The organism is Paraburkholderia fungorum, assembly GCF_046027215.1.
Lineage (GTDB): Bacteria > Pseudomonadota > Gammaproteobacteria > Burkholderiales > Burkholderiaceae > Paraburkholderia > Paraburkholderia fungorum_D.
Window position 1 is genome coordinate 236553 of record NZ_JAQQEN010000002.1, and the last position, 13560, is coordinate 250112.

General features: G+C 61.9%; 11 protein-coding genes. 3 read left to right on the forward strand and 8 right to left on the reverse strand.

Translation table 11 applies throughout. The annotated features are described in order from the left end of the window. Positions 1-5 precede the first annotated feature (5 nt). Both tkt and PQR27_RS21780 read left to right on the forward strand, forming a co-directional pair. Positions 6-1991: a transketolase gene (gene tkt, locus PQR27_RS21775; protein WP_408528263.1), complete on the forward strand. Its 1986-nt coding sequence runs from the start codon at positions 6-8 to the stop codon at positions 1989-1991. A gap of 18 nt (positions 1992-2009) precedes the next feature. Continuing rightward, a complete protein-coding gene (locus PQR27_RS21780; protein WP_408525726.1) occupies positions 2010-2975 on the forward strand; it encodes a D-2-hydroxyacid dehydrogenase in 966 nt (321 codons plus the stop codon). Positions 2976-2995: 20 nt separating this feature from the next. Here PQR27_RS21780 and PQR27_RS21785 read toward each other — a convergent pair whose 3' ends face one another. The 3 genes from PQR27_RS21785 to PQR27_RS21795 form a co-directional block, all read right to left on the reverse strand. Continuing rightward, the gene (locus PQR27_RS21785; protein ID WP_408525727.1) at positions 2996-3514 is read right to left on the reverse strand and encodes a thioesterase family protein; all 519 of its coding nucleotides are present in this window, start codon (positions 3512-3514) and stop codon (positions 2996-2998) included. A gap of 126 nt (positions 3515-3640) precedes the next feature. Then, a complete protein-coding gene (locus PQR27_RS21790; protein WP_408525728.1) occupies positions 3641-5101 on the reverse strand; it encodes an NAD-dependent succinate-semialdehyde dehydrogenase in 1461 nt (486 codons plus the stop codon). 793 nt (positions 5102-5894) lie between these two features. Next, positions 5895-7178 (reverse strand): 4-aminobutyrate--2-oxoglutarate transaminase, encoded by a 1284-nt coding sequence (locus PQR27_RS21795; RefSeq protein ID WP_408525729.1) that lies wholly within the window; start codon positions 7176-7178, stop codon positions 5895-5897. A 122-nt stretch (positions 7179-7300) separates the two neighbouring features. Between PQR27_RS21795 and pdxR the strand changes: the two genes are divergently transcribed. Beyond that, positions 7301-8806, forward strand: coding sequence for a MocR-like pyridoxine biosynthesis transcription factor PdxR (pdxR, locus tag PQR27_RS21800; protein WP_408525730.1), 1506 nt, complete (start codon positions 7301-7303; stop codon positions 8804-8806). Positions 8807-8928: 122 nt separating this feature from the next. Here pdxR and PQR27_RS21805 read toward each other — a convergent pair whose 3' ends face one another. The 5 genes from PQR27_RS21805 to phnC all read right to left on the reverse strand — a co-directional run bounded on the left by PQR27_RS21805 (position 8929) and on the right by phnC (position 13333). Next, entirely contained in the window at positions 8929-9387 is a 459-nt protein-coding gene (locus PQR27_RS21805) for a helix-turn-helix domain-containing protein (RefSeq protein ID WP_408525731.1), read from the reverse strand. Positions 9388-9479: 92 nt separating this feature from the next. Further along, positions 9480-10316 carry an EamA family transporter gene (locus tag PQR27_RS21810; protein ID WP_408525732.1) on the reverse strand — a complete coding sequence of 279 codons (837 nt, stop codon included), beginning with the start codon at positions 10314-10316 and terminating at the stop codon, positions 9480-9482. Positions 10317-10569: 253 nt separating this feature from the next. After that, entirely contained in the window at positions 10570-11412 is an 843-nt protein-coding gene (gene phnE, locus PQR27_RS21815; protein WP_408525733.1) for a phosphonate ABC transporter, permease protein PhnE, read from the reverse strand. Next, on the reverse strand, positions 11409-12386 hold the full coding sequence (gene phnD, locus PQR27_RS21820) for a phosphonate ABC transporter substrate-binding protein (RefSeq protein ID WP_408525734.1): 978 nt from the start codon (positions 12384-12386) through the stop codon (positions 11409-11411). The genes phnE and phnD overlap by 4 nt, the downstream gene beginning before the upstream one ends. A gap of 41 nt (positions 12387-12427) precedes the next feature. Continuing rightward, complete coding sequence (gene phnC, locus PQR27_RS21825) at positions 12428-13333, reverse strand: phosphonate ABC transporter ATP-binding protein (RefSeq protein WP_408525735.1); 906 nt, start codon at positions 13331-13333, stop codon at positions 12428-12430. Positions 13334-13560: the final 227 nt, after the last annotated feature.

The window sequence follows — 13560 nt, forward strand, 5'->3', positions numbered from 1 at the left end:
CGCAGATGGAGGCATCGCCACCGCTTCAGCTCCCGCTGGCCGACGCGATCCGCTTCCTCTCGATCGATGCGATCCTGCGCGCCGGCGAAGGCCACCAGGGTGTGCCGCTCGGCATGGCCGAAATCGCGACTGCACTGTTCACGCGGCATCTGAAGTTCAATCCCGCCGCCCCGACTTGGCCCGATCGCGACCGCTTCGTGCTGTCCAACGGCCACGGTTCGCTGCTGCTGTATTCGCTGCTGTACCTGACCGGTTATGAGGCGATCGGCCTGGACGCGCTCAAGACGTTCCGCGAACTCGGCTCGCATTGCGCGGGACATCCGGAGTACGAGCCATCGCACGGTATTGAAGCCACCACGGGGCCGCTCGGCCAGGGCATCGCCAACGCGTTCGGCATGGCCGTCGCGGAAGCGTATCTCGCGGCGAAATTCGGCAGCGATCTTGTCGATCACTATACGTATGCTTTTGTCGGTGACGGCTGCCTCCAGGAGGGCATCGGCCAGGAGATGATTTCGCTCGCCGGGCATTTGCGGTTGGGCAAGCTGATTCTTTGCTGGGACGACAACCAGATCACCGACGACGGCAGCACCGCGCTCTCGATCAGCGAAGACGTGTGCGCGCGGTTTCGCGTGGCGGGTTGGCATGTGGTCGAAGTCGACGGTCACGATCTCGACGCGGTGTCCGCGGCACTGACGATTGCGCGCGCGGACCCACGGCCTTCGATGCTCGCATGCAAGACGGTGATCGGCCGTGGCATTGCACGTTTGCAGGGTCAACGCGGCGGTCACAGCGGCAAGCTGTTCCAGGCCGATGCCGACGCCGCGCGCGAACTGCTCGGCTGGCCGCATGCGCCGTTCGAGATGCCCACGGAAATCCTGAGTGCGTGGCGTGAAGCGGGCCGCCGCAGCAGTGAGAAATACCTCGCATGGCAGGCGCGCCTCGCTGCCTTGCCGGACGCGCAACGCGCCGAGTTCGAGCGGATTCAGGCGGGTCAGTTGCCGCAAGGCTGGCGCGACGTGCTCGACGATTACCGCAAGCGCGCGGTGGAACGCGACGAGCCTCAGCCTGGCATCACCGTGTCGGGCGAGATCAGCGACCTGTTCGCGCCGCTGCTGCCGGAGCGTATGGTCGGTTGCGCCGATCTGGAAGCGCCCACGGGCCACAAGCGCCAGTTGCACGCTTTCACCGCTCACGACCGCAGCGGCGCGTACGTCCACTGCGGCGTGCGTGAACATCTGATGGGCGCGATGGCCAACGGCATGGCCGCGCACGGCGGCGTCGTCGCGACTAGCGTCACCTACCTCGCGTTCTCCGATTATCAGCGCCCGGCCATGCGCATGGCAGCGCTAATGGGCTTGCCGGTGCATTACGTATTCAGCCACGACTCGATCGGCGTCGGCAAGAACGGGCCGACGCATCAGCCTGTCGAGATACTCGCCTCGCTGCGCGCGATGCCGAACATGCGGGTGCTGCGTCCCGCCGACGCGGTGGAAGCCGCCGAGTGCTGGGCGCTCGCGCTCGAGCATCGAAGCGGGCCGAGCACGCTGGTGTTCGCGCGCCAGGCATTGCCGCTGATGCGCCGCACGCATAGCGCCGAGTCGCTGTCGAGCCGTGGCGCGTATGTGCTCGCGGAGGCCGAAGGCGGACCACGTGTCGTGACCTTGCTGGCGACCGGCTCTGAAGTTGCGTTGGCGTTGCAGGCGCGCAGCCAGTTGCAGGACGAAGGCGTCGCGACCGCGGTGGTGTCGATGCCCTGCTGGGAGGTCTTCGACGAACAGGACGACGCTTATCGAGCAGCGGTTCTTGGCGCAGGGACGGTGCGAGTCGGCGTGGAAGCGGCGCTGCGCTTCGGCTGGGACAAGTACCTGGGCGAGCGGGGCGGCTTTGTCGGTATGAGCGGCTTTGGTGCTTCCGCTTCCGCGGAGACTTTGTATGAGCACTTCGGCATCACGGCGCAGCATATTGTCGCTGAAGCGAAGCGGCATCTGTAATCCACCGGAGACATGAGCATGCAAAAAATCGTTTTTCTCGACCGCGCCACACTCGCGCCGCAGATCGTCTTGCGCGAGCCACGTTTCGAACATCAACTGATCGAACACGATCGGACCACGCCGGAGCAATTGCTGCAAAGGCTCAATGGGGCATCGATTGCGATCACCAACAAGGTGGCGTTGACAAAAGAGGTCCTGGAGCAGTTGCCGGATCTGAAGTTCGTGGCGGTTGCCGCGACCGGCACGGATTGCGTCGATAAAGCCGCATGCGAGCGGCTCGGCATCGTGGTGAGCAATATTCGCGGCTATGCGATCAACACCGTGCCCGAGCATACCTTTGCGCTGATTCTCGCGTTGCGCCGCAATCTGATCGCCTACCGCGACGACGTGCTCGCCGGCGAGTGGCAGAAGTCCGGGCAATTCTGCTTCTTCACGCACGCAATTCACGATCTGGCCGGTGCACGGCTGGGCATTGTCGGCGAAGGGGTGCTGGGGCAGCGCGTGGCGGAAATCGGCAAGGCGTTTGGCATGACGCCGATGTTTGCGGCGCATAAGGGTAAGGATGGGCTTGGACCGCTCTATACGCCATGGGATGAAGTGCTTGCCACTAGCGACATCATTACGGTGCACAGTCCTCTCACGCCTCAGACACGCAATATGTTAGCGATGCCCGAGTTCCGCGCCATGAAGCGTAAGCCGTTGATCGTCAACACGGCGCGAGGCGGCCTGGTGGATGAAAGCGCGCTGGTGACGGCGCTCGATGAGGGCCTGATTAGTGGTGCCGGGTTCGATGTGACCGCGGGCGAGCCGCCGGCTGCGGATAATCCGCTGATGCGCGCGGCCGGGCGGCCGAATGTGATTCTGACGCCGCATGTGGCATGGGCTTCGGACGAGGCGCAGCAAAGTCTCGCGGATCAGTTGATGGATAACGTTGAGAATTTTGTCGGCGGCGCGCCGAGTAATGTGGTGCGAGGGGCGTATTGAACGGGGGGCTTTTCTCTTGATCAAGCATGCTCGCCGCCATTGCGCGGCGTCCTGGCGGGCAATCCAATCACACGCCCGGCAAAGCGGGCCGGCGGCAGCGCGGCATGCGCTTGCGCCAGGTCCCGCACCCGCGCTTCGACATCCGCATCAAACGGGGCGCTGCGCGGTGGCCCCGCTGTGTCCACATGCAGCAGCATCTGCTCGCCAGCCGCCACCGGCTCGTCTCCATCATCCGCAAACATCTCGAGATACAGATGCAGGCGCTTCCCGTCATGCCCCAGCACCCGCATATCGACGCGCACCTGCGCGCCTTCCTTGATCTCATGCAGATAGTTGAGATGCGCTTCGAGCGTATAGATCGACCGCTTGCGCGCTCGACGCATGGCATCGGGCAAGCCGATCTGATCGATCAATACATCGGTCGCGAAGCTGAAAATCAGCATATAGAACGCGTCGCGCAGATGACCGTTGTAATCGACCCATTCGGCGCGCACGGCATCGTGATAGCAGGGCAGCGAAGCGTTGTGCGGTGTGGGCATGGGTCTCCTTCGTTGATATAGGTGGGTTATTCAGCTGGCGAAGCCTCGACCAATCATACATAGCTGAGGCGAAAAAAAGCGGCCACGTCGAAAACTTCGACGTGGCCGTTTTTACATCAGCTTGCTTCAGATCCCGCCGACGCACATGTACTTGATGACGACGTAATCGTCGATACCGTAATGCGACCCTTCGCGGCCGAGGCCGGATTGCTTGACGCCGCCGAACGGCGCGACTTCGTTCGAGATCAGGCCGGTGTTGATGCCGACCATGCCGTATTCGAGCGCTTCCGCGACGCGCCAGACGCGGCCGATATCGCGGCTATAGAAGTACGACGCGAGGCCGAATTCCGTATCGTTGGCGAGGCGAATGACTTCTTCGTCCGAGGAGAAGCGGAACAGCGGCGCGAGCGGGCCGAAGGTTTCATCGCGCGCGACTTTCATGGCCGGCGTGACATCCGCGAGCACGGTCGGCTCGAAGAAGCCATGACCGAGCGCGTGACGCTTGCCGCCGGTGATGATGCGTGCGCCTTTGGCGAGGGCGTCTTCGATATGCGATTCGATCTTGAGCACAGCGGCTTCGTTGATCAGCGGACCTTGCGTGACGCCGTCATCGGTCCCGCGGCCGACCTTCAGTTGTTCGACGGCGTCGCGCAGTTTCGCGGCGAACGCGTCATAGACTTTATCGTGCACGTAGAAGCGATTCGTGCAGACGCAGGTCTGGCCGCTATTGCGGTATTTCGACGCGATGGCGCCCGCGACTGCTGCATCCAGGTCCGCGTCTTCGAAGACGATGAAGGGCGCGTTGCCGCCGAGTTCGAGCGACACTTTCTTGACGGTCGGCGCGCACTGCGCCATGAGCAGACGGCCGACCGGGGTGGAGCCGGTGAACGACAGTTTGCGCACGATCGGGTTGCCGGTCATTTCCGCGCCGATGGCTTTCGGCTCACCGGTGACGACGTTGAACACACCGCGGGGTACGCCGGCGCGTTCGGCCAGCACGGCGAGGGCGAGTGCGGACAGCGGCGTAGCTTCAGCCGGTTTGACGATGATCGGGCAACCGGCGGCGAGGGCGGGGCCGACCTTACGGGTGATCATGGCGGCCGGAAAATTCCACGGCGTGATGGCTGCGCAGACGCCGATCGGTTCTTTCGTCACGACGATGCGTTTGTCGCCTGCCGGCGTGGGAATGGTGTCACCGTTGACGCGTTTGCCTTCTTCGGCGAACCATTCCAGGAATGAGGCGGCGTACTGGATTTCGCCTTTTGCTTCGGCGAGGGGTTTGCCTTGTTCCGTAGTGAGAATTTTTGCCAGGTCGTCGGCGTGCTCCAGCATGAGGTCATGCCATTTTCTTAATATCGCTGCGCGGTGCTTGGCGGTGGTGGCTCGCCATGCTGGCCAGGCGGCGTTTGCCATGTCGATCGCACGGCGGGTTTCTGTTGTGCCCATGCGGGGCACTGTGGTGATGGTTTCGCCTGTAGCGGGATTCTTGACCTCGAAGGTCGAGGTGTCGTCGGCGGTTTGCCATTCGCCTGCTATGTAGGCTTTTGATTTTAGGAGAGTGGGGTCTTTTAGGATTAGGTTTGGCATTTGGGGTTTTTGCTCCGCAAGGGGTTATGGTTCTGATTCGTGATTTCTTTTTTTGCCTTTGGCGGCGGCGTTTTTCTTGTGCCTGCGGCGTTGGTGTTTCCTTGTTCTGGCTTTTTGGGTGTTTCTATTCTTATTGGTCTATTAGTGTTCCCCCTGTGCGGGGGGCACCTACTTTTCTTTGCCGCCGCAAAGAAAAGTAGGCAAAAGAAAGCGGCTCCAACCGCTAATTTTTAAGCGGCTCCCCTGGCTTGGAGGGTGTCGTGGCTCCGTAGAGATTGGGCCTGCGCACCTTCTCGCGTGAGTGACCAGGCCGTCATACCTCCGGCGGCGCTGCGCGCGCCGAGGCGGTACTTCGTCAAACCACTTCGTTCTTTTTGCGCTCGCGGTGGGCAAAGCGCCGCGGATTGCATCAGCATCGTTCGGCTTCCCGCCGAGGCGAAGCCGATGGCCCCCACCGCGCGCAAACGAAGCACCTGGTTTCCCCGGTGGACCCATCCGCGACGCACGCAGTGCGGAGTGGGAGCGAATGACGGCTGTGTCACGGGCGCTTATGGACCGAGATGTGATCCGTTAATCGGACCACGATCCCCTCCAAGCCAGGGACCCCACTTAAGAGTTGGCGGTTTGAGCCGCTTTCTTTTGCCTACTTTTCTTTGCGGCAGGCAAAGAAAAGTAGGTGCCCCCCCGCACAGGGGGAACGCTAATAAACCAATAAGAAAAGAAACGCCCAAGAAAGCCAGAACAAGGCCAGCGCCGCAGGCACAACAAACAGCTCCGCGTGGGCAAAAAAACCTTAAACCGCTACAGCAACAGCATCCTTAATCACATCTTCAATAATGGCGAGAGCCTCATCGAAGATAGAATCCTGAATAGTAAGAGGAAACAGAAACCTGACTACATTCGAATAAACACCACAAACCAGCAACAACAAACCCCGCTCCAGCGCACGCGCCTGCACCCGCTTGGTGAACTCCGCATCCGGCTCGGTACCCCCTGCCTTGCAGAACTCAACCGCCACCATGGCCCCCGGCCCACGCACATCCGCAATCTGCGGAACTTCGCTCTGAAGTGCGATCAGCTTCGCCTTGATCCGGTCCCCCAACACAGTAGCCCGCTCGCAGAGCTTCTCTTCATCGATGATATCGAGCACAGCATGCGCGGAAGCGACAGCCAGCGGGTTACCCGCATAAGTCCCCCCCAGGCCGCCAGGCGCCGCGGCGTCCATTACGTCAGCACGCCCAACTACACCCGACAACGGCATGCCGCCGGCCAGGCTCTTGGCCATCGTCATCAGATCAGGCACGACATCGTAGTGGTGCATCGCAAACAACTTGCCGGTGCGCGCAAAACCGGTCTGCACTTCATCGGCAATCAGCAAAATGCCATGCTCATTGCACAGCTTGCGCAGCGCCCGCACAAACTCGGCCGGCGCCGGATAAAAACCGCCTTCGCCCTGCACCGGCTCGAAAATAATCGCGGCCACACGCTTCGGATCGATGTCGGCCTTGAACAGGTACTCGATCGCCTTCAGCGAATCGGCCGTCGTCACGCCATGCAGCGGGTTCGGGAACGGGGCATGGAAGACGTCGGACGGGAATGGCCCAAAGCCAATCTTGTACGGCGCAACCTTGCCAGTCAGCGCCATGCCCATCAACGTGCGGCCATGGAAACCGCCGGTAAAGGCAATCACGCCCGGGCGGCCAGTCGCGGCGCGCGCAATCTTGATCGCGTTTTCGACGGCTTCGGCACCCGTCGTGAAGAAGGCGGTCTTCTTCGGATAGTCGCCCGGGGCGCGCGCATTGATTTTTTCAGCCAGCTCGACATACGACGCGTACGGCACGATCTGATACGCGGTGTGCGTGAAATGATCGAGCTGGTCGCGGATCGCAGCCAGAATCTTCGGATGACGATGGCCCGTGTTGCACACCGCAATGCCGGCCGCGAAGTCGATGAAACGGCGGCCTTCGACGTCCCACAATTCGGCGTTCTCAGCGCGCGCAGCGTAGAAATCGCACATCACCCCAACGCCGCGCGGCGTGGCGGCATCCTTGCGGCTCTTCAGTTCTGCATTCTTCATCGTCATCTCCTTCGCTCCTCAGTTTTGCGGACGCCGCGCGCACAGCGCAGCACATGCAGCGACTATAATGAGATTTGGCTCTTAACTTCAGAGCCATTTCAATAAAAATGTAGGAGCCAATCATGCGCGCGAGCGTTTTGTCCGACTGGCTGGCGCAGCGCCTCGATCGTGGCAACGGCCAGCCGATCTACCGGCAACTGCACCGCCTGTTGCAGCAGGCGATCCTGTCGCGCGAATTGCCGCCGGGCAGCAAAGTGCCGTCCTCGCGGTTGCTGGCGCAGGAACTCGGGATCGGGCGCAACACGGTGACGCAGGTGTACGAGCAGCTGGTTCTGGAAGGTTACGTCAGTTCGGCGACGGGCCGCGGCACTTTCGTCGCCGATAGCGCGCCGGACGAAATCGTCGGCGTGCCAGATGCCGAGGCGCCGCAGGCGCGGCCCGAACCCCTGCCGCTGCAGGCCAGGCGCGCGCTCTCCACGCGCGGCGCGCGGCTGATCGCCGGCGCGGGCGTGTCGAAGCGTCAATGGGGCGCGTTCATGCCGGGTGTGCCGGACGTCACGAAGTTTCCGGCGCGCGTGTGGAGCCGTCTGCATAACAAGTATTGGCGCCGGCTGCGTCCGGACCTGCTGACCTACGCGCCGGGCGGCGGTCTGGCCTCGCTGCGGCACGCGCTGGCCGACTATCTGCGTACCTCGCGCTCGGTGCGCTGCACGCCCGAGCAGATCATCATCACGACCGGGATTCACCAGTCCGTCGATCTGGCCGTGCGCCTGCTGTCCGATCCGGGCGACCTGATCTGGACCGAAGACCCGTGCTACTGGGGCGTGCGCAGCGTGTTGCATGTCTCGGGTCTGCAATCGCGGCCGATCGCCGTCGACGAAGAAGGCATCAATCCTTCCGCCGACGATCTCGCGCAGCCGCCGAAGCTGATGCTCGTCACGCCGTCGCATCAATATCCGCTCGGCATGGTGATGAGCCTCGCGCGGCGCCGCATGCTGCTCGAATACGCGCGCCAGAACCAGTGCTGGATCATCGAGGACGACTACGACAGCGAATACCGCTACGGCAGCCGGCCGCTGGCGTCGCTGCAAGGTCTGGATACGTCGGGGCAGGTGATTTACGTGGGCAGCTTCGGCAAGACGCTGTTTCCCGGGTTGCGCATCGGCTACCTGGTCGTGCCCGAGGCGCTTGCCGAGAGCTTTGCGACCGCGAGCGCCGAACTATATCGTGAGGGCCAATTGCTGCAACAGGCGATGCTGGCCGAGTTCATTGCGGAAGGGCATTTCACCTCGCATATCCGCAAGATGCGCACGCTTTACGGCCAACGGCGGCAAACGCTGCTCGATGCCGCAGCGCAGCGATATGGCGATGCGTTGCCGGCCGTGGGCGGCGATGCCGGTCTGCATCTGGTGATGCAGTTGCCCGCAGGCAGCGATGACCGCGCCGTGGCGATGGCGGCGCTGGAGCGCAATATCGTCGTGCGGCCCTTGTCGGGCTATTACGCGGAGCCGTCGCAGGCGCCGTCGGGTTTGTTGATCGGCTATGCGTGCGTGCCCGACGAGGAGATTGCGCCGGCCTTCAATACACTCGCCGACGCCATCGACGAGACGCTCGTGCAGTTCGCGTGATCCTCGCAATTGCATGTCCTCAAAGCGAGGGCATCGAGCGCCAGCCGCATCGAAAGTTTACACAATGATTGGGAGTACGGAACGCAAGGGCCATAGACCGCCGGGAAATGCGACGGCGCCGATTATTCCAATCCCATTGCATGTGACAACGTCTTGAATTCGTTGAGCGTTTTGTCACGCGCCGCGTCCACGCGATCCTTATACGCCATCACGTCGTCGTATCGCACGCGCCGATGCGTATTCACTTTCCGGAACGGAATCTCCTTCCTTTCAAGTAGCTGTACGAAGTGCGGTCGCGAAATATTAAGCAGGTCGGCAGCTTCCTGCGTGGTCAGCTCGGCATGAATGGGGATGATCGATATGGCGTTGCCCTGGCCGATCTGCATGAGAATGTCGACCATGAGACGCACGACCGACGTGGGCAGCTCCACGCTAAGCGTTTCGCCCTGGTCGTTCGTGAAGTGGAACTGTTGCGTTTCGGCATGGCTTGAAAGTACGACTGACAGGTTTCGACTACAAGTTCGGGCGAGCCTGGCATCCTGCTCTGAGGGCAGCGGCGTGGGGTGCATGGACGTGTTCATCGTACGCCTCCCTCTCTATTTCAATATTTTAGATCGAAATATCGAAATCACAATGAACGAAACGAGCCGCAGACGTGCCCTGCACTGCAGCGTCAAATCCGGATCAACACTGCGCCTAACGTGACTAGCGCGCACGCAATGATGCGTCGCGTGGTCAGTTTCTCGCGCATGAACAGCCAGCCGATCAGCACCGCGAAAATCGAACTCAATTCGCGCAGCGCGGAGACCATCGCAATTGGCAGATAGCGGTACGCCTCGATGATCAGGCAGTACGCGGTCAACGCAAGCGCGCCGGCCATCATACCCTTGAGCACCACCGCGCGGCCGATGAACAGACCCCTGGCGCCGCCGCGCCAGTGCCAGGCAAGCAGAAACTGCGGGATGTTCCAGATCAGATAGACCCACATGATGTAGCTCAGGCCGTTGCCCGCCACACGTGCGCCGATTCCGTCGACCACCGAATACGTCGAAATGAAGAAGCCGGTGAGCAGCGCGAACGGCACGCTTTCACCGGAAAAGCGCATGCCGCGCCGGAATGCCAGCGAGACAATGCCGATCGACACCAGCGCCACGCCGGCCGCCGCCAGCGGTTTGAGGGCTTCGTGCGCGAACACCAGCGCGCCGACGAACACGAGCATTGGCGAAAGGCCGCGCGCGATCGGATAGATCTGCCCGAAGTCGCCGCTCTTATACGCGCGAATTAGCGCCAGCAGGTAGCCGAATTCGAGCACCACCGACGCAAGAACGTAGGGCCATGCCGCCGGTGCGGGCAGGGGCAGGACGACCACGCCGACCGCGCTGACGGCGATATACGGAATCGCCATCATGCCGAGCAGCCACACTCGATCTTCGGAGAGATGCAAAAACGCGTTCCAGGTGGCGTGCAATAGGGCCGACAGCAACACCAGCAAGACGACAAAGGGTTCCATCGAAGATCAGAAAGGGGGAAAAGAAGGCCTGGGTGGCGGCCGCAAGCACGTGATTATTCCAGCAGAACGCGGGAATGGAGGATTGGACGAGTAAAAAGAAGGGGCTTTATGTGCAGGAAAGCGGCGATTTGTGGCGTCGAAACGACGCCGCAAAAAACGCTGCAAGGCACACATACGCATGGCGTAACGCAAGCCCCGCGCGGTCGTTGGCGAGGCTGCATGTCGCCAACGACCGAACTACAGGAACCAAGGCTCAGGTCACGCGTTCGCGCAGCCGCGCGGAAGCCAGATCGATCACCGTCACGACCACGATCACCATGATCATCACCGCGGCCGTCTGCGCGTAGTTGAACGAGCGGATCGCTTCGTACAGCACCACGCCGATCCCGCCCGCGCCGACCATGCCGACCACCATCGCCGAGCGCACGTTCGATTCGAAGCGATACAACGCGTACGAGATCCACAACGGCAGCACCTGCGGCAGCACGCCGTAGATGATTTCGTCGAGACTGGTTGCACCGGTTGCGCGCACGCCCTCGGCCGGACGCGGATCGATTGCCTCCACGGCTTCGGCGAACAGCTTGGCGAGCACGCCGGTGGTGTGCACCCACAAGGCCAGCACGCCGGCGAACGGACCCAGGCCGACTGCGACGATGAACAGCATCGCGAACACCATTTCATTGATCGCGCGGCACGCGTCCATCATCCGGCGCATCGGTTGTACGACCCACATCGGCGCCATGTTGTGCGCGGACATCAGCCCGCATGGCACCGCGCACACCAGCGAGAGCGCCGTGCCCCACACCGCCACCGAGAGCGTCACATACATCTCGTGCAGGTAGGTGCGCCATTCGGTGAAGTCGGGCGGGAAGAAGTCCTTGGCGAACTGGCCCATGTTGCCCGAGTCGCTGATGAGGTCGAGCGGGCGCATGTCCGCGCCATGCCATGCTCCGCCTAATACAGCGAGCACCGCGATCCAGCCCACGAGCGACAACCAGCTGCGTTTGCCCGCGCCCACTGCCGCTTGCCGCGCCGCCTGCGCGGCGAGCGTTTCGCTCGCGCGGGCAGGCGGGGTGATCAGATCAGCTGTGTTCATTGCTTCGATTGCGTGGTGTTGAGCGCGCCGAGCTTCGCATCGAGCGCGGCCAACTGGGTCTTGCGCTCGTCATCGGAGAGATGCGTGTCGCTCTCGATCTTCTGCTTCTGCTGGAACAGGACGACCTGGCGAATCGGCAGCAACTGCGCATCCGACGATGCCGCGAAGCCGCTATAGCCGGTAATCGCCGCCATCACGGCTTTTTCATGCGGATCGGTCTTCGCGTAGTTCACGAAGAAGTTGCGCAACTTGTCCTTGGTCGCCTGCGGCAAGTCCTTGCGCCACACCAGCGGGTCCGACGGAATCAGCGGCGAAGTCCACAGCACGCGCACTTGCGCGAACTTGTCCGGATGCTGCGTCTTGAGCGTATTGAGCAGGTCGGTGTTACAGGTCGCGATGTCGATCTTGTTGTTCACCACAGCGAGCAGATTCGCTTCGTGGCTCGAAGGCAGCACGGCTTTGAACGAAGTATTCACCGGCGCATTGTGTTTGGCGAACAGGTAATAGCCGGGGATCAGCGTGCCCGACGTGGAGTTCGGATCGCCGAAACCGAGCGTGACTTCCTTGGTATTCCTGAACACGTCGTCGAGCGTTTTGAAGCGGCTGTTCACGTTGGTGAGCAGCACCGAGTTATAGCCGGCTTCGCCGTTCGCATACAGGATCTTGGCGAACACTTCGCCTTGCGAGCGGTCTACGGCTTCGATCGCCGAGGCATTGCCAAAATAGCCGACCTGGACCTTGTTAAAACGCATCCCTTCGATGATGCCGGCGTAGTCGGTTGCGAAGAATGCTTTGACGTTCAGGCCAGTTTGCTTGTTCATGTCGGCGATCAGCGGTTCCCAACGCTGTTTCAGCACGGAGGACGAATCGGTCGAGATGATGCCGAGGTTGATGTCTTCAGCTTGTGCGGTGGCGACGCAGGCGAATGCGGCGGCGCCGACGGTCAGCGTGATCAATGAACGCAGGAATTTCATCGGTAAAGATCCGGTTGAGTGAGCAGAAGGGCTAGGCGCGCTCAGCTTGAGTGCGCTGGATTGAGGGCGAACGCGTAACGCGTCGAAGAGGGCAGCGCGACGTCCTGCACAGGCGCGCCGTTTTCGGCTCCGGCAGGGCCGTTGGGCGCAAGGTCGGCTTCATTGCTGAGCGAGTCGTCGAGCAGTTCGCGGACATCGTCGCCGTAAAGTTTCTTCAGCAGCGCCGGCGTGAGCGCGGCGGAGGGGCCGTCGTAGACCACCTTGCCGCGCCGCAACGCCACCGTTCGCGGGCAATACTGCATGGCGATGTCGACCTGATGCAGGGACACCAGCACCGTCAGTTGATGCTCGATATTGAGCGTGCGCAGCATGTCCATCACGCGGCGCGACGATTCGGGGTCGAGCGAGGCGATCGGTTCGTCGGCGAGCACGATGCGCGCGCGTTGCACCAATGCACGCGCCAGTGCCGCGCGCTGCTGCTGGCCGCCGGAGAGATTGGCGGCGCGCTCACGCGCATGTTCGGCGATGCCGACTTCGGTGAGCGCGGCCATCGACAGCGCCCGCTCGGCACTTGGAAACCGCCCGCTCAGGCGGCGCCACAGCGGCAGGCGCGCGAGCGCGCCGATCAGCACATTGCTTTCAACCGTGAGACGGTTCACCAGATTGAATTGCTGGAACACGAAACCGATATCGCGGCGAATGCGGCGCACTTCGCGCACGATGCGGCCGTTCTGCTGAATCGGCCGGCCGAGAATTTCAATCTGCGACGGCTGCGCATCAGAGGCGGTGAAGCCCGCGATATGACGCAGCAACGTCGACTTGCCCGAACCCGATGCGCCGATCAACGCCACCATTTCGCCGGGCTGAACGCGCAGATCGATTTCGTCCAGTGCCTTGCGGCCATTGCTGAACGTCTTGCTCAGGCGTTCGATACGAATTGCTTCCATGAGTACCCCTTGATGCATCCGGCCATTGCCGGCATGTGTGGGGCACATTCTAGGAAGCGTCTGTGACGGTTGAGTGAAGGCATCGCAACGTCTAGACGACTATATCTTCTTTTGTCTTTTTTGCGGCACCGGAAAGACAGATCGAAGTCATTCGCTGGAATGAAAAATGACACCCGTATGACATGCTGCGATCTTGCCAACTCTGGCAAACCTGCAGTCCGAACTCT